Raw genomic sequence first — 25,496 nt, 5'->3', positions numbered from 1 at the left:
GTCATGAACTGATCGAGATCGGGTTGCAGGCAACTGTCGGTCAGTTCGTGCCACAGGCTGCAGAGTTTGCGGCATACGAGGTAGTCATAGCCCGGTCGTAGCCGTCTGCTGACCATCAAGAAGGTGACGAACGGCCGCGTCGAGCAGTTCGCCGCCAACTGCTTGTCCAGTGGGATATCCGCCCACGTTTGGACCTGAGGCCAGCGCCGCAAAAACGACCTGGCGGCTTGAGTGTAGGCGGTGTTGCCGCGGTCCCGTCGTTGCAGGTGCACCAGGTAGGCGGCATAAATGTCCGCCGGCGTCTCAGGTGCGGGCGCGTAATCGTGTGCGGGCAGCATCGAATTCCGCCTTGACATATGTTGGCGCCAAATGGATGTAGCGGGCTGTGGTGTCGACGTGGGCGTGCCCGAGTAGTGCCTGCATCACCGCCAGATCCACCCCGGCCTCGGCCATCGCGGTACCGAAGGTGTGGCGCAGGGCGTGCGGGTGACCCCCCAGCACCCCTGATTTGAGGCGGTGGTATCGGAAGATGGTGCGCAGCCCTGCCGCGGTCAACGGCTGGCCCCTGTTCGGTCCTTTGGCGACGAGGAACAATCGGGTGCTCGTCGACTCGGCTCTCTCGGTGAGCAGATAGGTTTGGATCAGACCCGCGACCTCGACATCGAGGGGAACGCGGCGTTCCTTGGCGCCTTTGCCCATCACGCGAATCCACCGTGCACCGATGTCGACGTCGGTGACGTTCAGAGTGAGTAGTTCCCCGGATCGCAACCCGGACAACAACATCAGACCTGCCAGGGATCGGTCCCGCCATGTTCGTAGGCTCGACAACAGATCGGCGGTTTCGCGGCGATTCAGTGCCCTGGGCAGCCGGCGCGGTTCGCGCAGGCGTAGGGCTGATCGTCGTTGCGGCCGGACCAGGTGTCCGAGTAGTCCGTTGCGTTCTTCGGCGCTGACTCGGCGGGCCTCGCGTCCCGTGGGGATCGGATTGCGCAGCTCGGGTTCAGATAGCGTGCGGAAGGTGAACAGACCCGTCAGGGCAGCGAGACGGTGATTGATGGTCGTCGAAGCGTAACGGTCGAGCCGCTTGCCCGTCATCGACACCACATTGGCCGGTCGCCCCGCGATTGGTGTCTGGCGGCAATATCGCATGAAGTCGAGCACGGTGTCGGTGGTTACCGACGCTAGGTCGAGGTCGACGGTGTCGAGCCAACGGCAGAATGCGAGCAGGTCGTAACCGTAGGCACGCAGGGTTCGGGGTGAATAGTTCCGATCGGCGAGATAGCCGAGGTATTCGTTGACCAACAGGTACCTGTCGGCGCCAGGCCCGGACAATACCCACGGGACTTCGGTGCCGACTTCTAGACGCAGCTCATGCTGATTCGTCATAAGACAAGTGCAACCCCGCCGCCCACCGCGCGTCAAGCATTTCCGTTGTCGGCGTGTCATTTACGCGCATCAATCATCACCGATTAGCCGGTTAACAGGCAAACGCCACGCCCCGCGCGGGGCCGCGGCGCGCTTGTTGGGATCGGTAGCCGCACCGAACGTCTGTACTTGCCGCAATGGCGACGCCAAAAGGGGCGCGCACAGACGAAGGGAACACCGCAATGAAGATCCTGCCCGCGCGCCTCGAGGAACAGATCAACCGCGTCGACCGCAACCAGAGCCTGGCGATCGGGATCGCCAGCAGCGTCACCGCGCTCTGGTGCGCCTACCGCCTGATCTGGCTGTTCTACATGGCAGTGACGTTCTCCAGCGTCGGCTGGTCGCCCGTGTCACTGGTCTTCCCGCTGGTGCTGTGGGGCGTGATCGGCGTCATCGCCGCGGTCTCGGCGGTCGGCTTCCTGACCCGTTACGCCAAGGGGGTCTGAACTCGCCTCAGGTCTGGCAGGTCGGACACCAGAACAGGTTGCGCGCCTCCAACACCTCGGTGCGGATGGGCGTGCCGCACACGCGGCACGCCTCCCCCGCCCGCCGGTAGACGTAGGTGCGCGGCCGGTCCGGTCCGTACGACGGAGCACCGTGGTCGTGCTCGGGCCGCACGGCGATGATCTTGCCTCGGCGCAGACCGACGTTCATCAACTCGACGAGATCGGTCCACGCGTCGTCGAACTCGGCGGCGCTGACGTGCGTTCCTGGCCGGTGCGGATCGATGCCGTGACGGAACAGCAGTTCGTTGCGGTAGACGTTGCCGATCCCGGCGATCACCGCCTGGTCCATCAGCAACGCGCCGATCATCCTGCGGGACTTGCTGATTCGATTCCACGCGGGTGAGGGGTCCGCGTTGCGTCGCAGTGGGTCCGGCCCGAGGCGCACGATCACGTCGTCGACGCCGCCTTCGTCGATCACCTGGCACGTCGTCGGCCCACGCAGATCGGTGCCGTACTCGGTGCCGATCATCCGCATTCGGACCATGCCGACGGGCAACGGCATGGGCAGCGGTTGCTCGGTGAACGACCCGTAGAGGCCGAGGTGGACGTGCACCACCGCACCGCCGTCGTAGTGGTGGAACAGGTGCTTGCCGTACGCGTCGGCCTTGCGCAGCACGCGGCCGCTCACGGCCTTCGCGGCCTCCTCGAAGCGGCCCTGCGGGCTGCTGACGATGACGGGAGTGCGGCCGAACCGCTTCTGATGCAGCCGCGCGAGGCGGTGCAGGGTGTGCCCTTCTGGCACGGGTTATGCCGGTGCGCCGGGTACGGCGGGCGCGATGTGCGTCTTCTCGAATTCGTCGAGGATGTCGATGCGACGCTGGTGGCGCGGCGCCTCGGACCACGCGGTGGTGAGGAACGCGTCGACGAAGCTGAGTGCGTCCTCGACGGTGTGCATCCGGCCGCCGATGCCGATCAGTTGCGCGTTGTTGTGCTGGCGCGCAAGCGATGCCGTCTCGACGCTCCATGCCAGGGCACAGCGGGCGCCGGGCACCTTGTTGGCCGCGATCTGCTCGCCGTTGCCGGAGCCCCCGATCACGATGCCGAGGCTGCCGGGGTCGGCGACGGTCTTCTCGGCCGCTGCGATGCAGAACGCCGGGTAGTCGTCCTCGGCGTCGTAGGTGTAGGCGCCGCAGTCGATCGGCTCGTGGCCGCCGGACGTGAGGTGCTCGATGATGGCCTGCTTGAGTTCGTATCCGGCATGGTCAGAGCCGAGGTAGACACGCATGCCGTCATTCTGGCAGACGCAGGTGGCTAGCCAACCGTGATGGCGTCGAGGCGTTCCTTGATGAACGCTGACGTCGTCACCGGCTCCAGGCCGGATACCCGCCCGACCGGCGGTTCCAGCGGTGTGACCAGCGCGTCGTGGTTGGCCTCGTAGAAGTAGATCAGCGAGACCAGGTCCTCCTCCGGCGCGTGCGGCTGCGGCGGCAGGACGCGATGCCTGCCCGACGGCCAGCGGCGCCCACTCCAGTACTCGAGCAGGTCGCCGATGTTGACCGTGAGCGCCGCGGGGTCGTACGGGGCGTCGGCCCATCCCTCGGCGTCCGAATACACCTGCAGCCCACCGGCTCCTGGCTCGCGGTCGAGCACGGTGACGGTGCCGAAGTCGGTGTGCGGGCCGATCCGGAACTGCCCCGGTTCTGGCTCGCCGACCACGCTGACCGGCGGGTAGTGGTTGATGTTCATCGTCCACGTCGGGCGGTCCGCGAGCGCGGCCCACGGGTTTTCCGACAGTCCGAGCGCGTGTGCGAAGAGGGCGAGCAGGTCGTCGGACACCTTCCGCATCGCGGCGGTGTACTCGGCGACCAACTGTTGCAGCGACGGCACCTCGGCAGGCCAGACGTTGGGCGCGAACCAGATCCTGTCGACGTCGGGGTCGCCCGTCGCGGTCTCTGCGCCAAGGCTATAGCTCTCCTTGAGGTCGGGCGGCGTCTCGGTGCCCTCCGCGTACGCGTTGGCCTCAGCCCCTGGCCCGATCCATCCGTGCCCACCGACCGGCACGCTGTAGCGCTGCTTGACCGCGTCGGGCTCATCGAAGAACTCCCGGCTGGCGGCTCGCACCGCCGCGGCCAGGTCCGGGTCGACGCCGTGTCCGGTGACCAGGATGAAGCCCGCGCGCTGCAGGCCTTCGTCGACCTCCGCGGCCACCGCGTCCGCCTCGGTACCGCCCGCGTGCCAGCGCGAAAGGTCCACCGTGACAATGATGCTCATTCGCCTGCCCTATTCACCGATGTCCTCCGCCCAGAGTTCCGGATTGGCCTCGATGAACTCCGTCATCATCGTCACACATCGGTCGTCGTCAAGGACCGTGACCGCGACGCCGTTTTCGGCCAGCCAGTCGTGCCCGCCGTGGAACGTCGCGGCCTCCCCGATCACGATCGCGCCGATGTTGAACTGCCGCACCAGGCCGCTGCAGTACCAGCACGGCGAAAGCGTCGTCACCATCACGGTGGAGCGGTAGTTCCGCTGACGGCCCGCCGCCCGGAAGGCGTCGGTCTCGGCGTGTATCGACGGGTCGTCCTGCTGCACGCGACGGTTGTGCCCGCTGCCGAGCAGGGTGCCGTCGGCGGAGAACAACGCAGCCCCGATCGGAATGCCGCCCTCCGCCAAGCCCTTCCGCGCCTCGTCGACGGCGACCTCAAGAAGGTCTAGCGCATCTGGCCTCATACCAGGGCGCGCTCGGCGGTGATCTTGGAACGGCACAGCAGCAGGTAACTGCCGCCGGCGAGCAGGAAGCCGACGAAGAAGGTGATGTCACCGAGCTGTGGAACTGCTTTGTAGAGGTAGCCGGGGAACTTGTCCTGGGCGGAGAACAACAGCACCGACACGGTCAGGCCAACGACGAAGGACGCCAGCCCGCCCCAATTGGCGTACGAGCGGTCGTAGAGGAATCCGGCGATGGTCTGGCCACGGCGCAGATACTGGTCGGCGAACACCACACCGAGCCATGGCCCGATCCAGTAGGCGATGATCAGCAGGAACGCCTCATAGTTCGCAGCGGCATCGGGCAGCGCCCACCAAGCGATAAGGAAGCCGGCCACGCCGAAGAACACCGTGACCAGTGCACGGGCGATGTGGGCGGGCAGTTTGATCCCGATCGTCACGAAAGCCATTGCGCCGGAATAGATGTTGATCGAGTTGGCCGCGATCGCACCGATCGCGATGGCCAGCAGCGTGGCCTTGGCCAATGGCGACGCCAGTTCACTGGTGAACGACCCGGTCGGATCGCCGAGGTTGGCCTCGCCGGTGGTCACCGAGGCAGCGCCGACGACCTCCAACACGAAGCACGAGATGAACAGGCCGGCCGAGGCGAACAGACCCGTGCGGGCAGTCGACACCGTCGACGGCAGGTAGCGGGTGTAGTCAGCGGCATACGGCGTCCACCCCGCGGCGTAACCGAACGCGGTGCCGACGGTGAGCAGGAAGCCGCCCAGTCCCCCGACCCCGCCAGCCCCGACGGGTGCAGCCAGATCCGCGTGTATGAAGATCGCCACCGAGGCGGCGGCGAAGACGACGGCCAGCACCGGGAACGAATACTTCTCGAAGGCCTGCACCAGGTTGTGCCCGAAGAAGGCGAATCCGGTCTGCAGCAGCACGATGATGATCAGACCCACCAACGGCCCGAAGCCGAACAGCGTCGACAGCGCGAAGGCACCGCTAACGCTGTTGGTGGCGAACCAGCCGACGCCCGCCGTCACCGACATGAGAACCGAGGGCACGGCATTGCCCTTGAACCCGAAGGCCATCCGGCCCAGCACCATCTGCGGCACGCCATGCAGCGGCCCGCGTGCGGACAGGAAGTAGTGCGCGACGGCCCCGAGCCCGGTGCCGATCGCGATACCCGCGACGGCCTGCCAGAAGCCCATGCCGAAGGCGAGGACGGCCAGCATGCCGACGAAGATCGTCGCGAACTCGAGGTTCGGCGAGGTCCACGTCCAGAACAGCTGACTGGGCTTGCCGTGCCGGTCGGCCTCGGCGATGAACTCGTTGCCGCCGGGTTCGACGGCAACGATCCGGTCGCGATAGGTGCCGTCGGTGGTGGGCTCGGTCGCTGTCATGGGTACACCGTGGTCTGCGGTGCCCCCGCCCGCAACCGGAATCGGTTATTTCGCGCTGCGCGGCGGCCTACTGAAGGCGTGGAAGACGCTGAACCCGGCGAGCGTGCCAAGGGCGATCGAGAAGATCGCGGCCACCGTCGTGGCGAGGGTGTTGACCGACGCGGGACCGCCGGTAGCGGCCTGGCTCAACGACACGAAGCTCAGGGCGCCCGGCACCAGCGCCCAGAACGACGCCAGCATCATCACGATCGCCGGTGGCGAACTCCTGATCCGCGAGGCCAGCATGGCGAACGGCACGACGAGGAAGGCGCCGACGGCTCCGCTGTAGGAGGCAGGCAGTTCGAGCCCGCCGACCTGCTGACCGATGAGTGCCACACCGATGGCGGCGATCAGCCAGAGCAGGGAGCCCTTCGGCGCAGACAGGTACACGTACAGACCCAAGGCAACCACGACGATCGCCACGTACAGCGCCCACGACCCCATCTGCGGCGACGGATCCTGCGGCGCAACCCGGCCTGCGACGTGCATGCCCAGTGCGACACCGAAGACCAGCAGCATCAACTGGGTCACCCCGTAGATGAGCCGGCTTGCCCCAGCGACGATTTCGGAGCTGGCCAACTCCATCGAGCCGATCGTCAAGGCCATGCCGGGGAGCATCGCGACCAGCGGCGGGCTGATCACCCGCAGCAGTCCGTCGTTGGCCGCGTCCGCCACGAACCACGTCGCGAGGATGGTCACCAACGCCGCCGACATCGTAGGCAGGATCGGGCCGAGGGCGGGGAACGGTCGACCCAGGAGGACCACCGCGCCGACTACCAGCCCGAGTAATGCGTAGCCCTGGAGCGCCGCCCAGGTCGGATTGATCACCATGCCGAAACCGACGGTGGTGAGCGCATAGGCGGCGACGGTCGGAATCGGACCGAAGCGAGGTTGCATGGTGCGCGCGGCCGCGACCGCCGCGACCGCGTCGGCCGGGGTGATCGCGCCGACCGATGCGAGCTCGGCGATGTCGTCGATCCGCCCTGCCAGATCCAGCTGGATCGTCGACCGGTTGGACACCTCGACCTCGTATCCGATCGAACCGACCTGCACGACCAACGCCGTCGGGAGCGCGACCACACGGACCTTCTCGCGGGTGTAGTGGGCCCCGATGTTGACCAGCCGTCCCGCGACCAATTGAGTGGGCTGCTCGACCTCCAGCAGCGCGATGCCCAGTTCCCGAAGCATCGCCGCCACTTCGAGATCATCGTGGAAGTCGGGACCGCCCAGCGCCTCGGGCACTTCCTTGCGCACCGATTGCCACATTCGGCGCGCTCTACCGCCATCCGCTTCGGTCACAACCGCTGATTGTCGTCTACGGCTATGGCGCGACGGCCGCCGACGTCAGTCGAACTCGGGCGCCTCGTGACGCGTGCGCTTGAGCTCGAAGAAGTGGGGATATCCGGCGAAGATCACCGAGGCGTCCCACAACTTGCCTGCTTCCTCGCCGCGCGGGATGCGCGAGAGCACCGGGCCGAAGAACGCCGTGCCGTTGACGTGGATGGTGGGGGTGCCGACGTCGTCGCCGACCGCGTCCATGCCCTCGTGGTGGCTCTTGCGCAGCGCCTCGTCGAACTTGTCGCTGGTGGCTGCCTCGGCCAGCTCGGCGGGCAGTCCGACCTCCTCGAGCGACTCCCTGATCACCTGGGTGAAATCGGGGTCGAAGTCTCGATATCCCTGGTTGTGGATCCGGGTGCCCATCGCGGTGTACAGCGGGGCGAGGATCTCGGGGCCCTTGGCCTGCTCCGCGGCAATGGCAACGCGGACCGGACCCCAGGCCTTCTTCAGCCCCTCGCGGTACTCCTCGGGCAGGTCGCGGCCTTCGTTGAGGACGGCGAGGCTCATCACGTGGAAGTCGACCTCGATGTCGCGGACCTTCTCGACCTCCAGAATCCAGCGGGAGGTGATCCAGCACCACGGGCACAGTGGGTCGAACCAAAAACCGGCTGTGTCTTTTTCGGCGGACTTCTCGGCCATTGACAGATCCTCTCGGCAGGCAGCGGGACAGAGCTCCGTTCAGCACAACTTCGCACGCCCGGACTATGTTCCCGACCGGCGTCTAATGTTGGTCGACGTGGCACTTCCCAACCTAACCCGCGACCAGGCCGCCGAGCGCGCGGCACTCGTCACCGTCGATGCCTACCGCATCGTCCTCGACCTCACCGATGGCGACGGCGCCCCCAGCCAACGCACCTTCCGGTCCACCACCACCGTCGAGTTCTCCGCGCTTGCAGGCGCGGACACCGTCATCGACATCGCCGCCGACGCCATTCACTCAGCGACGCTCAACGGCGTCGACATCGACGTCTCGGCGTACGACGAGTCCACCGGCGTCCCGCTCGTCGGGTTGGCCGAGCACAACGTCGTCGTGGTCGACGCCGACTGCCTGTACTCCAACACCGGTGAAGGCTTGCACCGCTTCGTCGATCCCGTCGACGACGAGGTGTACCTGTACTCCCAGTTCGAAACCGCCGACGCCAAGCGGATGTTCGCGTGCTTCGACCAGCCCGATTTGAAGGCGACGTTCGACGTGAGCGTCACCGCACCCGCGCACTGGCAGGTGATCTCCAACGGCGCCGTGGTGTCCGACGAGCCGTCCGGCAACGAGTCGGTCCGTACCTTCGCGACCACGCCGCGGATGAGCACCTACCTGGTCGCTCTCATCGCGGGGCCCTACGCGCGCTGGGACGACTTGTACTCCGATGGGCACGGCAAGTTCCCACTTGGCATCTACTGCCGCGGGTCGCTCAAGGAGTTCATGGACGCCGAGCGGCTGTTCACCGAGACTAAGCAGGGTTTCCGGTTCTATCACGAGAACTTCGGCGTGCCATACGCTTTCGGCAAGTACGACCAGCTCTTCGTGCCCGAGTTCAACGCGGGCGCGATGGAGAACGCCGGTGCTGTGACGTTCCTGGAGGACTACGTCTTCCGGTCGAAGGTCACGCGATACAGCTACGAGCGGCGCTCAGAGACGGTGCTGCACGAGATGGCGCACATGTGGTTCGGCGACCTGGTCACCATGCAGTGGTGGGACGACCTGTGGCTCAACGAATCGTTCGCGACGTTCGCCTCGGTGTTGTGCCAGGCCGAGGCCACCGAGTACAAGCAGGCGTGGACGACGTTCGCCAACGTCGAGAAGTCGTGGGCGTACCGGCAGGATCAGCTGCCGTCGACCCATCCGATCGCTGCCGACATCCCCGATCTGCACGCCGTGGAGGTGAACTTCGACGGCATCACCTACGCCAAGGGTGCCAGCGTGCTCAAGCAGTTGGTCGCGTATGTAGGCCTCGAAGCCTTTCTCGCCGGGCTGCGTGATTACTTCCGTGACCACGCCTACGCGAACGCCACGTTCGGCGATCTGCTTGGCGCACTGGAGAAGTCGTCGGGCCGCGACCTGTCGCAGTGGGGCAGGCAGTGGCTCAAGACCACCGGCCTGAACACGTTGCGCGCCGATTTCGACGTCGACGGCGACGGGAAGTTCACCCGCTTCGCGGTCAACCAGAGCGGTGCGGCGCCGGGCGCCGGTGAGACCCGCGTGCACCGGCTGGCCGTCGGCATCTACGACGACGACGGCTCGGGCAAGTTGGTCCGCGTGCACCGCGAGGAACTCGACATCGACGGGCCGTCCACCGAAGTTGCTGCGCTGCAGGGTGTTACGCGCGGCAAGCTGATCCTCGTCAACGACGACGACCTGACCTACTGCTCGCTGCGCCTCGACCCGGAGTCACTGCAGACGGTCCTGACGCGCGTCGCCGACATCGCCGATTCGCTGCCCCGCACCCTGGCGTGGTCAGCCGCATGGGAGATGACCCGCGACGCCGAGATGAAAGCCCGCGACTTCGTGGCACTGGTCGAGGGCGGCGTGCACGCCGAGACCGAAGTCGGTGTGGCACAACGCCTGCTGCTGCAGGCGCAGACCGCGCTGAACTCCTACGCCGACCCGGACTGGGCGTGCTCGCAGGGCTGGCCCGCGTTCGCGGACCGGCTGCTGGAACTGGCGCGCGGCGCCGAGGCTGGCTCCGATCACCAGTTGGCCTACGTCAACGCGCTGTGCACCTCGGCGCTGTCGTTGCGGCACACCGCCGTTCTGGCGGCGCTGCTGGACACCGACCCGGCCGAACTCGGCCTGGCCGGCCTGACCGTGGACACCGATCTGCGGTGGCGCATCGTCACCGCGCTGGCCGGCGGCGGCGACATCGACGAGAAGGACATCGCGACACCGTTCATCGACGCCGAGGCACAACGTGACCCGACCGCGGCGGGCAAGCGCAGCGCCGCGGCGGCATCGGCGGCCAGGCCGCAGCTCGCGGTGAAGGAAGCTGCCTGGCAGCAGGTCATCGAGGACGACACGATCGCCAACATCACCACCCGCGCGATCGTCACCGGCTTCGTGCAACCCGGCCAGGCCGCGCTGCTGGCCCCGTTCACCGCGAAGTACTTCGACGTGATCGCCGCCGTGTGGGAGCGACGGTCCAGCGAGGTCGCGCAGACCGTCGTGATCGGCCTGTATCCGTCGTGGGACGTCAACCAGGCCGGCCTGGACGCGGCGGACGCGTTCCTCGCCGGGGACGTGCCACCTGCCCTGCACCGGCTGGTCATCGAGGGCCGTGCGGGTGTGGAGCGGGCGCTGCGGGCGCGGGCGTTCGACATCACCTGACCCGCCACCCGACTACCGTGACCGTGCGCGTCTGCTGGCGACACGCCGTCCAGATGCCAGCATTCGTGCACGCTCGCGCCACAAACTGGTGCCATGGCTGCCACGAATAGTCGAAGGGCGCGCGCTGCCCGTCGGCGGAAGCGCCGCGTCGCGGCCGTCGTCAACGACCTCACCCCCGAGGAATGGGCGGCGATCAAGGTCGCGTGGGACGGCTGTGCGTACTGCGGTGCGAGCGACAGAGCGCTGCAACGCGACTGCGTCATGGCCATCTCGCGCGGCGGCCGGTACACCCTCGACAACGTGGTACCCGCCTGCGCCGCATGCAATGCGAGCAAGTGCAACGACGAGGTGACCGGCTGGCTGCGCCGCAAGCACCTCGACGAGCGGGCCTTCCTGGAGCGGTACGTCCGGATCCGGGCGGAAATGTTGGCGCTGAAGTCGAGCGAGGTCAGCTAGCCGGCTTGGCTGGCCATCCAGGAACCGCGGGCAGCATCGGGAAGTCGGAGAGGGGGTATGGCTTGCGTGGGATGAAATGCCGGCTCTCGGGCGGGCCGTCGGCCTTCGCGATACACCCCGCCAGGTCCGCATCCTTCTCCGGCCAGGACCTCGGCTGGGACAGATAGTCGAACAGGAAACTGGTGATCTTCCAGCCACCGAAGACGTTGTCGTACGGCGCCTTCGACGGCCCCGCCTGTGGTGATCTCGACCCCGAATCGGGCGGTGCGCGCAATCCGATCCGCATCGGGAAGATGCCGGAATTGAGGTTGTCGGTCATCCCCACATTCGCGGCGTATCCGTCCTGGTTCGGAACCTCCCGCGCCGTCCCGTACATGTACGCACACGCCGTCACGGTCATATCCCTGTCGGACCGAGCGATACTCAGCACGTGATGTCGGACGGTGCCGACCCAGACATCCGGATCGGACAGTCCCAGACGCGGATGAAGTTCGGACGTTCCGGGTGGGCCCCCGGGTTGGTCGGGGCTGACCGCGTCCGAGAAACCCGGGTACAAGTAACTCTCGTCTTCCGTGATCGACGCCAAGTAGTACGACTCCACATATGCCCGGGCGGCGATCGCGGCGGCGTCCGTGACGAGGTTGATTCCGGGTTCTGTGGTCCAGGTGATCGTCAAGTCGTTCAACGAGGTTGGCCATCCGGCGGCGGGAGACTCGGGAACCTTCGGGGGTCTGTCGGGTGTGCACCCGGTGATCGCCAGCAAGGTGATCGCCACGACGCCCAGAAGCAGCCTCGGTGCAGATGACAAAGTCATACGTCCTTTATGCACGTCAGGATTCTTGGGTACGGGCATTCGATATCAGTTCGCCGGCTTGGCTGGCCAACCCGGTGTCGCGGGCAGCGTCGGGAAGTCGGAGAACGGATAGGGCTGATGCGGCTTGAAGTCACGACTCTCCGGCGCCCCCTCGGCCTTCGCGATACACGACGCCCGGTCGCGGTCCTTCTCCGGCCACTGGGCTGGCTGGGCTAGGTAGTCGAACAGGAAGTTGGTGATCTTCCAGCCACCGAAGACATCATCGAAAGGCGCCTTCGACGTCCCTTGTTGCGCAGTCGATTTCGCCTGCCCGCTAGCGGGTGCGCGCAACCCGATCCGTATGGGGAAGATGCCCGAGGGGTCCGCGTAGGTCCCGACGTTGGCGGAGTAGCCGCCACGATCGGACAGCTCCATTGCCGAGCCGTACATGTATGCGCAGGCGACTACGGTGGCATCACCGCCGGACCGGATGATGCTCAGTACGTGGTGCCGGACGGTGCCGATCCAGATGTGAGGCTCGGAGTAACGGAGGTCCGGATGCAGGTCAGACGTTCCGGGCGGCCAGCTGGGCGAGGGTTGGTTGGGTTCGACAGCGTCGTTGAAACCCGGATAGAGATATTTTTCGTCCGCTGTGATCGTGGCCAGATAGTAGGACTCCACGTATGCCCGAGCGGGGATCGCGGCGGCGTCCGTTACGAGATCGATTCCGGGTTCGGCCGTCCAAGCAATGCTGAAGGAGTCCAACGAAGTCGGCCATCCTGCGGGCGGTGGTGGCGGACCGATCGGAGCATCGCGCGCACATCCTGCGGCCGCAAGCACGACAAAAGCCAAGAGAAGGGCGAGCCGACCTCTCATCCGTTGGCCACCCATCGTCATCCGTGCGGATTGGGGTTCTTGGTCACCCCGTTGTAGGTGGCTACCATGCCTTCGATTGCGGAGTAGCCGCCTATCGCGGGTCCGAGAAGATCCCCTGCCGCTTTCACGACTGCGGCCTGGTGTTCGGCGTAGCTGACTCCCGGCGGGCACACGATCTCGCCGTTGACCACGACTGCATGCGCTCCCGAGGGATAGACGAGATTGTGGTGCGCATCGTAATGAGCTTGTGGCAGCGGAACATCCCCTCCGGTCAGCGCCACGGTCGTCAAGATTCTGTTGCTGGCAGTTTGGGCACTCATGTCGTTGATCGGATCCTTGGGGTCGATGGCGTCCGTCGATCCCAGGATCTCGTCCTTCAGTGCGCCTCCAACCCGATCGATCGCCTCGCCTGCGATCGGTCCGGCTCCCGGAAGTTCACCGCCGCCCGCCACCAGGGTGCCGAGTGCGGCGTCGTAACCGAACTCCTTCCACTCGCGCTCGGTGGCCCCGATCTGGTTCTGATTTTGGGCGAAGGCGTCGAACGCACCCACCGTTCCGGCGTCGACCAGCCCGCGCAACATGGCGGATGAGGTGAGGTGAGCATCGGCGCCGAAGTTGGACGGATGCTGAGCGAACACCGTCTCGTGCAGCAGTGCCTGCTTGTAAACCTCGGAGTTCCACAACGTCGCCGTGGTCTGCTCGCTGTTGAGCACGGCGAATAGGCCTTTAGTGTTTTCCATCGAGTAGGTGTCGAACTGGCCTGAGCCGTCTAGAGGATCGAAACCCGTTATCTCAGAGGGTAATCCGGCGATGTTGTTGATGTACGGCGTGAGCCCTTCGGCGACGGCGTACGTCAGGTGGGGGTTCACGTCTCCCAGGGTGTGGACGCCGTCCAGGCCGATCACTTTGCTCCCATCGAGATGCATGAGGTCATTCGAGTGCGAGCCGATGTAGTCCGCGTAGGCGTGCGCAGTTGAAGCCGCGATGCCATTCTCCGTTCCCGTGGCGGCAGAATGGGTCCAGTCGAACAGAGAACCGGCGGCGGCGCCGTCGTCGTCCCACTCCTCGTGGGTGAGGTTGTACAAGAAGTGCTCATGATCGACCTTGGACTGTTGGCCGAACTCGTTGTCCTTCTCCACATTTCCGGTGATGGCGTCGTGCACGACCTGATGGTCATGGGACACGGCGTCCATCGCAGTGGTGGCCGCCCGCTCGAGGTCGGCATGAGGCGGGGGCGGATCCGACTCCCATGGCATCTGCAAGTCAAGCGGGTTGTCGAACGCGGGATCCCCGTTCCGCCACTCCGGCGACTCCATCATGTCGGCGACCTTGTGGATCATGCCGCGGTCGAAATCGGTGTCCCTCTGCAAGTTTTCGTGACCGGTGTTGGTGATGTCCGCGATCTTCTGCAGATTCGCGCTCTGCTCGATACCGGGCGACTGGAGGGTGGACTTGATTCCGTCCGGCAACTGGTCGAAGCCACCCTTCACCGTGGCGTTCCCCTCGAGAGCTCCGTCGCGTGACTCGGTCTTCGGGAACTCGAGTTTTGGGTTGCTCATCAACTGCCACGAGTCGGCCATGATGTCGCCGGCGCCCTTGTCCGCCGCTTCCTTCAATTGGTCGACGTTCCTGAGCTTCTGCTGCGCCTGCATCTGGCTGAGGTACGAGGCCTGTTCGGGGCTGAGCTTCGTAGTACCGCCCACTTGCTCCGGCCCGATGGTGTTGAGGACCTCCCGCACGCGCTGCTGAGCGTCCTTGTCACCCTTCAGCGCCAAGTCGACGTCCCTCTGGGCGTTCCTCTTTCGCTCCTCTTCGAGCTTTGCGGCGACCTCCTTGTCGCCGCCTTCGTCCTCCTTGAAGCCACCAGCGAGCGCCTGATACTCACTGCCAAGGCCACGCATCCGCCCAGCGATGGCATTGAGGTCACCGTTCGACTTCTGCAGGATCTCGGCGATCTCGCCGGCGCCCTTGCCCACGATGGGATAGAGCATCCGCTCGCCTTGCGGCGTCTGCGGCACGGTCGACGCCGCGCTGACCACCCACTGCCGTACCGCATCGAGATCGCGCCGGCCCGCGGCTACGACTGCAGCCGATCGGTCGACCTCGGCCCGAAGTTTCTGATCCAGCGCCGCCGCCTCGCCGAGGACACGGCCCTGCTGCTGGTTGGCTACGTCGTAGGTGTCCGCACCCGCACCGGTCCACTTTGATCCCGGCTTGGCCGATTCGACGTTCGACTGCATCTGTTGCAACTGAGGACTGCTGTCGAACTGGGCACCATCTTGTGGCGTGCCCTCGCCGAACGTCGTCCTGGCCTTTGACCACGTCGTCATGAATCCGTCGAGCACGCCCACCGTCGGCCCCTCCCTCAAAACGGCTGCCGCAAGCTTAAGTGCTGTTCGCGCGGTTCCGACGCAGCAGTTCGGCCGCCGCGTCGCGGCGTCGTCGACGGCCTCGCTAGAAGTAATGAACCTCAGTCCGGCGGCCATCACCAGCAAACAATTTCGATGCCGATGCAACGGGTTTTCGGTGTTTGATTTTCAGTAACGGCGACCCAGTCATCGCGTCGGACGTGAGCGCAATCTCACACGTCACAGCTTGATTTACATCGAATTAACACGAACAATTAAGCAGTCTTCCGAATGGGCGATCCCCGTGTCGGCTAGCGCACAGCAACCAAAGCTCTGTGATCCAGAGCACAACATAGGAGAAAGTAAAGATGTCGATCACGCAGTTCCGCGCGGACCTGACGCGCACCATCAGCCGGCGCCGCCTCTACGCGCGGATCAACGCCCTTCCCGATTCGACGATGCGTGAAGAGCTGCTGGCCATCGCCCAGCGGCAAGACGCGGATCAGTGACGCGGCGGCTCCGAGAGCCGAACCCCGCGCAAAAGTAGTCCCTGTGGTCATTGACGACAGGGACTACTTTTTTGCGTGAAAGGGCTTTAGGCCGGTGAGACGCCAGCGGACAATACGCGCACGGCGCTGATCAGCCCGTCGATGAGGTTGCCCTCCTTGAACGACGCCGCGGCCGCCGAGACGCCCAGCGGGGCCGCCTCCTCGATACCGCGACCCTTGACCTCCGCGCCGTAGACGACCTCGATCGCCTTCTGGTTCGGCGAGACCGCGAGCAGCACCGCGTTGTCGGGCGTTGGCACCTTGGCCAGGATGTCGCGGGCGGTGGCGGCGGTGTCCTCACCGAGGTCGCCGAGGTACACCGCGAAGCGGGCCTTCGAGCCCCGCGACCCGTACTTCAGGGCGTCATCGAGGACGACGAGTTCCTTGACCGAGAACGGGTAGTGCACCGACAGCTCGCCGGGCTCGGTGACACCGGAGACCCGCCCGCTGTTCGTGACGGCGTAGCCGTACGGCAGGTTGGCCGGATCGACGACCTTCGCGACCTCACCACTTGCCACTTGCGCCACCTCCCACGGTCAGATGCGAACCGTGGCCACCATGGCCGTGGTCCGCGGGCTCGTCGGCCGCCCACAGGATCGGGGCGTGCGTCCACTCTTCGGACAACTTGTACGACGCCGGATGCGGACCCTTGCGGGACCAGATCAGGGCGATCAACACCAGCAGGAGTAATAGCGGAACGCCGCCCAACAGCGAATGGGCCAAAGCTGTGCTCACGACGGAAACCGTATCGCAAACACCGCTCAGGCCGCGCCCTCACCCAGGTATCGCACCCAGGCGGGGTCGAGCTCCTTGACCGACGACAGCAGCCGCCAGTGTTGTCCCTTGGGCGGCAGCGGCACCGACCGCAGCGACCAGCCCAGGTCCGAGAGCATGTGGTCGGCCTTGCGGTGGTTGCACGTCGCGCAGGCAGCCACGCAGTTCTCCCAGGAATGGTCGCCGCCGCGGCTGCGCGGTACCACGTGGTCGACGGTGTCGGCCTTGCCGCCGCAGTAGGCGCAGCGGAACCGGTCGCGGTGCATGAGCGCCGCTCGTGTCATCGGGACGCGGGCGCGGTAGGGCACCCGGACGAAGGAACGCAGCCGGATCACCGAGGGCACGACGATCGTGCGGGTGGCTGAATGGATGATCGGACCGGACGGGTCGTCGTGGACGACGTCGGCCTTACCGCACATCAGCATGATCACGGCACGCCGGACGGGTAAGGCGGTCAACGGTTCGTAGGTGGAGTTGAGCAATAGCACCCGGCGACGTCCCCAGATGGTCGCCTGGTTGCTGGGTGGACCCGGCTCTGCACTGTGCAGAGGCGGCGTCTGAGCAGGACCGATCGACGGGCCTGTTAGGCCCACCGCGGTCCCGAGTTGTCGGTGGCCGCGACTCTTTCGCTGCGACATACGTCCTCCGAGGAAACAGTCCACCACGGATCGGTGCCGACTGCACGATAATTCCTACCGTGTTCGCTGGTCAGTCTGGTGAACGCCGAGTGACGGATACCGCCTTTGCCGAGGCCACCCTCGTTGAGGGGACAATGGTGTGGTGACAGACGTTCAGCGGTCGTTCTACGAGGAGATCGGTGGCGCCGAGACGTTTCGCGCCATCGTGTCGCGGTTCTACCAGCTGGTGCGGGAGGACGAGATCCTGCGCCCGATATACCCGCCCGACGACTTCGACGGAGCCGAGGAGCGGCTGCGGATGTTCCTCGAGCAGTACTGGGGCGGGCCGCGCACGTACTCCGATCAGCGCGGCCACCCCCGGCTGCGGATGCGGCACGCGCCGTTCACGATCGGCTTCCTGGAGCGCGACGCCTGGCTGCGCTGCATGCACACCGCGATCGCCGAAATCGACGCCGAGACCCTCGACGACGATCATCGCCAGGCCCTGTTGCAGTACCTGGAGATGGCCGCCCAATCGATGGTCAATTCGACCTTTTGATTTGGCATGATGTGCGGCCGTGACCTATCCCCGCGAGGCGTGGTGGTCCCGCGCCGTCTTCTACCAGGTGTATCCACGATCCTTCCGGGACAGCAACGGTGACGGTGTCGGCGATCTCGACGGCGTGACGGCCGGACTCGACTATCTGAACGATCTCGGCGTCGACGCGCTCTGGTTGAACCCAGTGATGGTGTCGCCGATGGCCGACCACGGTTACGACGTCGCCGACCCGCGTGACGTCGACCCGCTGTTCGGCGGCATCGGCGCCCTGGAACGCCTGATCGAGGCGGCGCACGCCCGCGGCATCAAGGTCACCATGGACCTCGTCCCCAACCACAGCAGTTCGCAGCATCCGTGGTTCCAGGCCGCGCTGGCGGCCGGCCCGGAAAGCACCCAGCGCGAGCGCTACATCTTCCACGACGGCCGGGGCCCCGGCGGTCTGCATCCGCCCAACAACTGGGTGTCGGTGTTCGGCGGCCCGGCGTGGACCAGGGTCGTGGAGCCCGACGGCAACCCTGGCCAGTGGTACCTGCACCTGTTCGACGCCGAGCAGCCGGACCTCAACTGGGACAACCCCGAGGTCTTCGACGATCTGGAGAAGACCCTGCGGTTCTGGCTCGAGCGCGGCGTCGACGGGTTCCGCATCGACGTCGCCCATGGCATGGCCAAGCCGCCGGGCCTGCCCGACATGAAGAACCCCAACCTGCCGATGCTCACCCTCGATGACGACGATCCCCGGTTCAACCACGACGGGGTGCACGATATCCACCGCAGCATCCGCACCGTGCTCAACGATTACCCCGACGCCGTCACCATCGGCGAGATCTGGGTGTTCGACAACGAGGACTTCGCCAAGTATCTGCGTCCCGACGAGCTTCACCTCGGATTCAACTTCCGGCTGGTGCGGGCGAAGTTCGATGCGGCCGGAGTTCGGGCGGCCATCGAGAACTCCTTGGCGGCAGCCGATCTCGCCGCCTCAGCGCCGACGTGGTGCCTGTCCAACCACGACGTCGAGCGCGAGGTCAGCCGCTACGGCGGCGCAGCGGTGGGCCTGGCGCGGGCCAAGGCGATGGCGTTGGTGATGCTGGCCCTGCCGGGGACGGTGTTCGTCTACAACGGCGAGGAGTTGGGCCTGCCGAACGTCGAGCTGCCCGACGAGGTGTTGCAGGACCCCACCTGGGAACGATCCGGACACCAGGTGCGCGGGCGCGACGGCTGCCGGGTGCCGATGCCGTGGTCGGGCGAGGCTCCCCCGTTCGGATTCTCCGACACCGAGAACACCTGGCTGCCGATGCCGCCGGACTGGTCGGCGTTGACGGTCGAGAAGCAGGACGGGATGCCCGGTTCGACGCTATCGCTGTTCCGACGCGCCATCGAATTGCGCCACGGCCGAGGCGATCTCGGCGACGCCATCGAATGGTTGGAGACATCGGAGGGCGTGCTCACCTTCAGCGGCGTCGACGGCATGGTGTGCGTGCTTAACGCCGCAAACGGGCCGGTGCCTCTGCCCGCCGGCGAGCTGTTGCTCGCCAGCGATGCGGTGGCCAACGGCGCACTGCCGCCCAATGCCGCAGCCTGGATTCGCTAACCTCTCAGTCCGACACAGCGGAATCGTCATGTCGGTGCAGCGTCGGAAGCATGTCCCAGCGGTGGAGGGTCTGCCTACATTGGCCGCCTGAATGACATGACCGACGCACTGAACAAGATCGACCCGACTGCGGCGTCGAACCCGTTGATCAACCCGCCGAAGGAGATCATCGACCGCGTCAAGCAGTGGCCGTCGCTGACCGACGAACAGGTCAAGGAGTTCAACGCCGCCTACGTCGCACTCACGGGCGGTTAACGCAACACCACGGCCGGGTCGCCGCGGCGCCGGTACACGGTGCCGAACCGCGCGTCGATGCGCAGCCAGGCCGGCAGTACCCGCACCCGCACCACCTCATCGGCCGCCACCGATTCCGGCGCGAACTCATCGCCCGTGGTTCTCGATTGCGGCAGGAATCCCATTGCAGTCAGGGCGAATACGCATCGCATCGGTATGCCGACTTCGGTATCGCCGGAACGGACGGCGACGACCTCCTGCTCCAGCAACGACGCAGGCGGGCCGTGCGCGCTGCTGTGCTCCCTGGCCAATGCGACCCCGCGTTGCGCGAGGTCGAGAACCGCACGGGCGGGCACGTCGTCGAGGTGGACGAACCCGTTGTCCGGTGGCAGTGCGCCGCGCCATGCCGAGTCCATCGCGAAGCCGGGATCGACGTAACCCGAACGGTCCATGTGGGGCAGCGCACGGGCCAGCGCATCGGCCCCGGCGGAGAGGTCTGCCGGGCGCACTCGGCCGCCGACGACGCGGCTGGCGAGCACGTCGAATCCGGTTGCGAGCCAGGCGACCACCAGCCCGCCAGGTCGTTCTCGCAGCCGAATCACGCTGGAGTCGTCGAGACGCAACGCGGCGTCGACGAAGGTACTCAGGTCTTCTCGGTGTGCGGCGTCCTCGAGCCACAAGCCGCGGTCGCGCTCGGGCTGGGTCACCGTTGGTAACGCTGCAGATACTCTCGGTGGTGCGGGGCCAACCGCACCAGCTTCTGCTCCTCGATGTCGAACGCCGCCAATTGACTCTCCCCGATCACCGCCGGCTTGGAGTCCGGATCAGCCAAGACCGAGCGCACCTCGTAGCCGAGCGTGAAGTCGACCGCACGCAGCCGGCTCACCCAAATCGTCACCTGCAGAGGCGAATCCCCAAGCCGAAGCTGACCCTTGTAGGTCACCTTGACCTCGGCGATCAGCAGACCGGTGGTGACGAAGTCATCGGCGAACGGCTTGGCCAGGAACGGGACGCGGGCCTCCTCCAGGATGGTCACCATCGTCGCATGATTCACGTGCTGGTACATGTCGATGTCCGACCAGCGCACCGGCACCGGCGTCACGAACCGTTGGGTCACCCGGTCGTGCCCGTTCCGCTCGTCCTCGTCATGCTCCGGATCTGGCGTGCGGCCACCGACAGAGTCGCCAGGTCCTTCTCGCCGTCCTCGGCGATCTCGCCGAGTGTGCGGCGGGCCCGCGTCACGCGGGAACTGTTCGTCAGCTCCCACTCCTCGATCTTCTGCTCGCCGGTCTCGTCGGGTTCGCCGACGGCGAGCACGTCGAAGCACAATGCGCGCAGCGACCCGTAGATGTCGTCGCGAATCGCCAAGCGGGCCAACGAATGCCAACGGTCGTCGCGGGCCAGCCGCGAAATCGCCGTGAGCAGGGCGTCGGCGCCGAGGTGGTCCATCAACGTGAAGTACGTGTCCGCCACCTCGGCGGGATCGCGGTCGGCGATGTCGGCGATGTCGATGACGTCGAGCAGGCTGTACTGGTACAGCCCGGTCGCGACCATCATCGCCAGGTCCTCGGGGACGCCCTGTGCGATGAAATCACTTGATTCCTTGGCGACGATGGCCCGGTCGTCGCCCCGCAGCCACTCCGACATCCGCGGCGTCAGGTCGGCCACCTTCGCGGCGAACCGGTTGACCTCCGCGCCCACCGCAAGCGGCTGCGGACGGTAGTTGAGCAGCCAACGCCCGGCGCGGTCGATCAGGCGACGCAGATCCAGCGTCAACCGGTCGGTCACCGCGACCGACGCTCCGGCGTTGCCCACGGCCCTGATCTGCCGCCAGACGTCACCGACCTTGAAGATCTCGTCGGTGGCGACATACGCGCGCACCGCATCGACCGGTCCGACGCCGACGTCCTCGCAGACGCGGTAGGCGTAGCTGATCCCCGCGGTGTCGACGAGGTCGTTCACGAGCATGGTCGTGACGATCTCCCTGCGCAGCTGGTGCGTACGGATCTCGGGACCGAAGCGGTCGCGTAGCTGACGCGGGAAGTATTCGGGCAGCCGGGCGGCGAACACCTCTTGATCGGGCAGTTCGCCGGCGAGCAACTCGTCCTTCAGCCGCAGCTTCACGTGTGCCATCAGCGTCGACAGTTCGGGTGAGGTCAGGCCGACGCCCACCTCGGTGCGCCTGCGGATCTCCTTGTCCGCCGGGAACGCCTCGAGTTCGCGGTTGAGGCCGCGCTCGACGACCAGACCCTTGATCTGACGGGCGTGCACGGTGAGCAGGCTGGCGGCATTGGCCCGGCTGGTGCCCATCAGGTCGTTCTGGGCGGCGTTGTCCTCGAGCACCAGAAGCCCGACCTCGTCGGTCATCGACATCAACAGATCGGTCCGCTCCTCGGCGCTCACCTTGCCCGCGGTGACCAGCGAATCGACCAGGATCTTGATGTTGACCTCGTGGTCGGAGCAGTCGACGCCAGCCGAGTTGTCCAGTGCGTCGGTGTTGACGTGTCCGCCGGCCAACTCGAACTCGATGCGCCCGCGCTGCGTCACACCAAGGTTGCCGCCCTCGCCGATCACCTTGGCGCGCAACTGGTTTCCGTTCACCCGAATCGAGTCGTTGGCGCGGTCACCGACGTCGGCGTCCGATTCGGTCTCCGCCTTGATGTAGGTGCCGATGCCGCCGTTCCAGAACAGGGCCGTCGGCGCCAGCATGATCGCCTTCATCAACGCGGGCGGCGTCATCTCCTCGACGTCGTCTGCCAGACCGAGTGCCTCACGTACCTGCGCGCTGATCGGGATCGACTTCTGCTCCCGGCTGAACACTCCGCCGCCCTCGCTGATGAGCGCGCGGTCGTAGTCGTCCCAGCTGGAGCGCGGCAGCTCGAACATCCGCTTGCGCTCGACCCACGAACTGGCGGAGTCGGGATTGGGGTCGAGGAAGATGTGGCGGTGGTCGAACGCCGCGACCAACCGGATGTGCTCGGACAGCAGCATTCCGTTGCCGAACACGTCACCACTCATGTCGCCGACACCCGAAACGGTGAAGTCCTCGGACTGGGTGTCGATGCCCATCTCGCGGAAGTGCCGCTTCACCGATTCCCAGGCGCCCTTGGCCGTGATGCCCATCGCCTTGTGGTCATAGCCCACCGATCCGCCGGAGGCGAACGCGTCACTGAGCCAGAACCCGTAGGACTTGGCGACGTCGTTGGCGATGTCGGAGAAGGTGGCGGTGCCCTTGTCCGCGGCGACGACGAGGTAGGCGTCATCCCCGTCCCGTCGGACCACGCGGTCCGGCGCGACGACTGCACCGCTGGCGGTGTCGACGTTGTCGGTGATGTCGAGGAGACCGCTGATGAACAGCCGGTAGCAGGCCACTCCCTCGGCGCGCTGCGCGTCGCGGTCGACAGCCGCGTCCCCGGTGGGGGCGGGCGGCGACTTGAGCACGAAGCCGCCCTTGGCGCCGACGGGCACGATGACGGCGTTCTTCACGGCCTGTGCCTTGACGAGCCCGAGGATCTCGGTGCGGAAGTCCTCGCGACGGTCCGACCACCGCAGTCCGCCGCGCGCCACGTAACCGAACCGCAGGTGTACGCCCTCCACTCGCGGTGAGTACACGAAGATCTCGAACTTGGGCCGGGGTAGCGGCAATTCGTCGATCAGGCCGGGGTTGACCTTGACCGAGAGCACATTCTGCTCGCGTGCCGAACCGGCCCTCGTCACGAAGTAGTTGGTGCGCAACGTGGCCTGGATCATGGAGGCGAACGCGCGCAGCACCCGGTCGGTGTCCAGGCTGACCAACGCGTCGATGTCGGCGGCGACGGCGGCCGCCGCGGCGGATGCGTCGTGCTCGGCGTCCTCGGACGGGTCGAAGAGTGCCTCGAACAACTCGACGAGGGAGCGAGCCGTGTGGGGGTTGTCGTTCACCACGGTCTCGACGAGCGACTGACTGTACGGAAAACCAGCCTGCCGCAGGTACTTTGCGTAGCTGCGCAGCACGGTCACCTGCTGCCAGGTGAGTCCCGCGCGCAGCACCAGCTCGTTGAACCGGTCGATCTCGACGCGGCCCTGCCAGATGGCGGTGACGGCATCGGCGAACCGGGCGGCGGTGGCCGCGCGTCCCGCAACGTCATGCTCGTCGGCAATCGCCTGCCGTAGGGCGATCTTGAACTGGTAGATCCACACCGGCAGGCCGTCGGGCCGGGTCACGGTGAAGGGCCGCTCCTCGAGCACCACGACGCCCATCGACTGCAACATCGGCAGCAATTCGCTCAGGGATGCCGATCGTCCACCCAGGTACCAGGTGAGCTGGGCGGCCTGGCCCTCACCGCCCTCGGAGAACACCAGCTTGACCGAGTTGTCTTGCAGCTCTTCGATGATCGCGATGTCACCGATGGCGTCCGCAGGGGCGAAGGCCTGCTTGTAGACCTCCGGGAACGCAGCGGAGTAGTGCTCGGCGGCGGCCTGGCCGATCGATCCCGTCTTCACCGCGCCGATCAGGCGATCGCCCCAGGTACGGGCGGCCTCGGTCAGCAGGTTCTGGATCCTGGACTCGTTGACCAACGACGTGTCGATGTCGGCCGGTCGCGATCCCGCAGCCAGTCGAACGGTGAAGTGCACTACCGCCCAAGGGGATTCGCTGACCCGCGCGGTGTACTCGATGCTGACGCCGCCGAGCTCGCGGACCAGGATGTCCTGCATCTCAAGCCGGACCGCGGTGGTGTAGCGGTCGCGTGGCAGATACACCAGGCAGGATACGAAGTGGGCGAGCTGGTCGGCCCGCAGGAACAGCAGCGCGCGCCGCCGCGAGCCGAGATCGACGACCGCCCTTGCCATGTCCAGCAGATCGCGGGCGCTGAGTGCGAAGAGCTCCGAGCGAGGGATGGTCTGGATGATGTCGAGCATCAACTGGCCAGGGTGGCTGGGGTCACCCTGCGCCAATGCGAGGGCTTCGTGGACGCGCCGCGAGATCAGTGGGATCTCGAGCACGTTGGCGTTCGTCGCGGCCACGGTGAACAGGCCGACGAACCGGTGCTCCACGGCCTGGCCCTGCCCGCCGTGGTTCTCGCGGACGACCACGATGAAGGGGTAGGCGCCGTAGCGCAGGAAGCTGGGCATCGTGGCCTGCGCGAGCACCAGCAGATCGTCGGGACCGGTCAGCTGCGGGAACGCGTCGGTGCGCAAGCGGAGCACACCGAGACGGCTGGCCGGGTCGACCGACGCCTCTCCGTCGCGCACCGCGCAGCGCTGATAACCCAGCAGGACGAAGTGCCCGTCGGCCAGCCAGCGCAGCAGCGCGGCGACGTCGCGACGGTCATAGCTCGGGAAGAGGCCGGTGCGGTCGGCGTCGAGAGTGTTCGCCAGACCGACAAGGGTGGCGTTGAGCGCCGCCGAGTCATTGGCCACCTGCCGCGCGTCGGCGAGCACGTTGGGCAGCGTTTCCGCCGCCTCGGTCAGCTTTCGGGTGTCCACCGACGGGGACAGCGCGACGTGGATCCACGTCTCGTCGACGCCGTCGCGGGGTGCGTCCGGGTCGGCGGCAGGCCACATGTCGACGAGCTGACCCGACGTGTCACGGCGGACCCGGAACGAAGGATTCATGATCGCGGAGTACGCGACGCCCAGCCGGTGCAGCAATACCGTGACGGAGTCCATCAGCATCTGGCTCTGGTCGGTGACCAGTTGAAGTGCGGGCCCGAAACCGCCGGCGGCGTCGGCGCCGTACACCGCGACCTTCGTCTCGCCGATCCTGCGATGTGAGCCCAGACGGCTGTGGGCGGTCAGCAGCGCAGGCGACACCAGTCTGCCCGCGACCGACTGGTCGACGGGTGCAGTAATCGCCGAATCGGCGGACGGCGCATCACCGTGCGGCCCCTGATAGGTCTGCAGATACGCGCGGGCGAGTTTGGCGTTGGCGTCCTTGTGCAACACCGTCGTTCTGGCTGATCCGTCGAAGTCGTCGCCGCTCGGATTCACCGTCATGCCTTTTGCTCCTGACTCACACCCGCGTACCGACGCTGGCAC

At 66.3% G+C, this 25,496-nt stretch carries 24 protein-coding genes and 1 pseudogene; 7 read left to right on the top strand and 18 right to left on the bottom strand.

Annotation, left to right across the window (positions count from 1 at the left end; all coding sequences use genetic code 11):
- Positions 1–338, bottom strand: a pseudogene (locus tag HNP02_RS27330) (integrase); the annotation flags it as partial.
- Complete coding sequence (locus HNP02_RS27325; RefSeq protein ID WP_184443751.1) at positions 304–1,386, bottom strand: tyrosine-type recombinase/integrase; 1,083 nt, start codon at positions 1,384–1,386, stop codon at positions 304–306. The pseudogene HNP02_RS27330 and the gene HNP02_RS27325, both read right to left, overlap by 35 nt.
- Before the next feature lie 221 nt (positions 1,387–1,607).
- Here HNP02_RS27325 and HNP02_RS27320 point away from each other — a divergent pair, with 221 nt between their 5' ends.
- The gene (locus tag HNP02_RS27320) at positions 1,608–1,871 is read left to right on the top strand and encodes a hypothetical protein (RefSeq protein WP_184443750.1); all 264 of its coding nucleotides are present in this window, start codon (positions 1,608–1,610) and stop codon (positions 1,869–1,871) included.
- A 7-nt stretch (positions 1,872–1,878) separates the two neighbouring features.
- Here HNP02_RS27320 and HNP02_RS27315 read toward each other — a convergent pair whose 3' ends face one another.
- The 7 genes from HNP02_RS27315 to HNP02_RS27285 all read right to left on the bottom strand — a co-directional run bounded on the left by HNP02_RS27315 (position 1,879) and on the right by HNP02_RS27285 (position 8,005).
- Complete coding sequence (locus HNP02_RS27315; protein WP_184443749.1) at positions 1,879–2,673, bottom strand: Fpg/Nei family DNA glycosylase; 795 nt, start codon at positions 2,671–2,673, stop codon at positions 1,879–1,881.
- Between the two features lie 3 nt (positions 2,674–2,676).
- Positions 2,677–3,156, bottom strand: coding sequence for a ribose-5-phosphate isomerase (locus tag HNP02_RS27310; protein WP_184443748.1), 480 nt, complete (start codon positions 3,154–3,156; stop codon positions 2,677–2,679).
- A 26-nt stretch (positions 3,157–3,182) separates the two neighbouring features.
- On the bottom strand, positions 3,183–4,142 hold the full coding sequence (locus HNP02_RS27305) for an isopenicillin N synthase family oxygenase (protein ID WP_184443747.1): 960 nt from the start codon (positions 4,140–4,142) through the stop codon (positions 3,183–3,185).
- A 9-nt stretch (positions 4,143–4,151) separates the two neighbouring features.
- Positions 4,152–4,598, bottom strand: a complete 447-nt coding sequence (locus HNP02_RS27300) for a nucleoside deaminase (protein WP_184443746.1) — start codon at positions 4,596–4,598, stop codon at positions 4,152–4,154.
- A complete protein-coding gene (locus tag HNP02_RS27295; RefSeq protein WP_184443745.1) occupies positions 4,595–5,989 on the bottom strand; it encodes a cytosine permease in 1,395 nt (464 codons plus the stop codon). Before HNP02_RS27295 ends, HNP02_RS27300 begins: the two co-directional genes overlap by 4 nt.
- Positions 5,990–6,034: 45 nt before the next feature.
- Positions 6,035–7,282: a threonine/serine exporter family protein gene (locus HNP02_RS27290; RefSeq protein WP_309241705.1), complete on the bottom strand. Its 1,248-nt coding sequence runs from the start codon at positions 7,280–7,282 to the stop codon at positions 6,035–6,037.
- A gap of 90 nt (positions 7,283–7,372) precedes the next feature.
- A complete protein-coding gene (locus HNP02_RS27285) occupies positions 7,373–8,005 on the bottom strand; it encodes a DsbA family protein (protein WP_184443744.1) in 633 nt (210 codons plus the stop codon).
- Between the two features lie 97 nt (positions 8,006–8,102).
- Between HNP02_RS27285 and pepN the strand changes: the two genes are divergently transcribed.
- Positions 8,103–10,685, top strand: coding sequence for an aminopeptidase N (pepN, locus tag HNP02_RS27280; protein WP_184443743.1), 2,583 nt, complete (start codon positions 8,103–8,105; stop codon positions 10,683–10,685).
- A gap of 93 nt (positions 10,686–10,778) precedes the next feature.
- Positions 10,779–11,141, top strand: a complete 363-nt coding sequence (locus HNP02_RS27275) for an HNH endonuclease (RefSeq protein ID WP_184443742.1) — start codon at positions 10,779–10,781, stop codon at positions 11,139–11,141.
- Here the strand turns inward: HNP02_RS27275 and HNP02_RS27270 are convergent.
- The 3 genes from HNP02_RS27270 to HNP02_RS27260 form a co-directional block, all read right to left on the bottom strand.
- Positions 11,134–11,955 (bottom strand): hypothetical protein, encoded by an 822-nt coding sequence (locus tag HNP02_RS27270; RefSeq protein ID WP_184443741.1) that lies wholly within the window; start codon positions 11,953–11,955, stop codon positions 11,134–11,136. The two genes, HNP02_RS27275 and HNP02_RS27270, sit on opposite strands and share 8 nt — an antisense overlap.
- 45 nt (positions 11,956–12,000) lie before the next feature.
- On the bottom strand, positions 12,001–12,699 hold the full coding sequence (locus tag HNP02_RS27265) for a hypothetical protein (RefSeq protein ID WP_221318063.1): 699 nt from the start codon (positions 12,697–12,699) through the stop codon (positions 12,001–12,003).
- 128 nt (positions 12,700–12,827) lie between these two features.
- Positions 12,828–15,161 (bottom strand): EspA/EspE family type VII secretion system effector, encoded by a 2,334-nt coding sequence (locus HNP02_RS27260; protein ID WP_184443740.1) that lies wholly within the window; start codon positions 15,159–15,161, stop codon positions 12,828–12,830.
- A 365-nt stretch (positions 15,162–15,526) separates the two neighbouring features.
- Between HNP02_RS27260 and HNP02_RS27255 the strand changes: the two genes are divergently transcribed.
- Entirely contained in the window at positions 15,527–15,667 is a 141-nt protein-coding gene (locus HNP02_RS27255) for a hypothetical protein (RefSeq protein WP_184443739.1), read from the top strand.
- Between the two features lie 86 nt (positions 15,668–15,753).
- Here HNP02_RS27255 and HNP02_RS27250 read toward each other — a convergent pair whose 3' ends face one another.
- From HNP02_RS27250 to HNP02_RS27240, 3 genes are read right to left on the bottom strand one after another with little or no spacing between them, the layout of a single operon-like run.
- Positions 15,754–16,224, bottom strand: coding sequence for a DUF5130 domain-containing protein (locus HNP02_RS27250; protein WP_184443738.1), 471 nt, complete (start codon positions 16,222–16,224; stop codon positions 15,754–15,756).
- Positions 16,211–16,441, bottom strand: coding sequence for a hypothetical protein (locus HNP02_RS27245; protein ID WP_184443737.1), 231 nt, complete (start codon positions 16,439–16,441; stop codon positions 16,211–16,213). Before HNP02_RS27245 ends, HNP02_RS27250 begins: the two co-directional genes overlap by 14 nt.
- A gap of 26 nt (positions 16,442–16,467) precedes the next feature.
- Positions 16,468–17,118, bottom strand: a complete 651-nt coding sequence (locus tag HNP02_RS27240) for an HNH endonuclease (protein WP_184443736.1) — start codon at positions 17,116–17,118, stop codon at positions 16,468–16,470.
- A gap of 142 nt (positions 17,119–17,260) precedes the next feature.
- Here HNP02_RS27240 and HNP02_RS27235 point away from each other — a divergent pair, with 142 nt between their 5' ends.
- The 3 genes from HNP02_RS27235 (at position 17,261) to HNP02_RS27225 (ending at position 19,499) form a co-directional block, all read left to right on the top strand.
- The gene (locus HNP02_RS27235) at positions 17,261–17,656 is read left to right on the top strand and encodes a globin (RefSeq protein ID WP_184443735.1); all 396 of its coding nucleotides are present in this window, start codon (positions 17,261–17,263) and stop codon (positions 17,654–17,656) included.
- A 19-nt stretch (positions 17,657–17,675) separates the two neighbouring features.
- Entirely contained in the window at positions 17,676–19,244 is a 1,569-nt protein-coding gene (locus tag HNP02_RS27230) for a glycoside hydrolase family 13 protein (RefSeq protein WP_184443734.1), read from the top strand.
- A 96-nt stretch (positions 19,245–19,340) separates the two neighbouring features.
- Positions 19,341–19,499 (top strand): hypothetical protein, encoded by a 159-nt coding sequence (locus HNP02_RS27225; RefSeq protein WP_184443733.1) that lies wholly within the window; start codon positions 19,341–19,343, stop codon positions 19,497–19,499.
- Here HNP02_RS27225 and HNP02_RS27220 read toward each other — a convergent pair.
- From HNP02_RS27220 to HNP02_RS27210, 3 genes are read right to left on the bottom strand one after another with little or no spacing between them, the layout of a single operon-like run.
- The gene (locus HNP02_RS27220) at positions 19,496–20,185 is read right to left on the bottom strand and encodes a hypothetical protein (RefSeq protein WP_184443732.1); all 690 of its coding nucleotides are present in this window, start codon (positions 20,183–20,185) and stop codon (positions 19,496–19,498) included. The two genes, HNP02_RS27225 and HNP02_RS27220, sit on opposite strands and share 4 nt — an antisense overlap.
- A complete protein-coding gene (locus HNP02_RS27215) occupies positions 20,182–20,595 on the bottom strand; it encodes a thioesterase family protein (protein WP_184443731.1) in 414 nt (137 codons plus the stop codon). The genes HNP02_RS27220 and HNP02_RS27215 overlap by 4 nt, the downstream gene beginning before the upstream one ends.
- Positions 20,592–25,454, bottom strand: coding sequence for an NAD-glutamate dehydrogenase (locus tag HNP02_RS27210; RefSeq protein ID WP_184443730.1), 4,863 nt, complete (start codon positions 25,452–25,454; stop codon positions 20,592–20,594). Before HNP02_RS27210 ends, HNP02_RS27215 begins: the two co-directional genes overlap by 4 nt.
- Between the last annotated feature and the right edge of the window lie 42 nt (positions 25,455–25,496).

It is taken from the genome of Mycobacterium sp. AZCC_0083 (assembly GCF_014202335.1).
Lineage (GTDB): Bacteria > Actinomycetota > Actinomycetes > Mycobacteriales > Mycobacteriaceae > Mycobacterium.
This window is presented reverse-complemented; position numbering and strand designations above follow the sequence as displayed.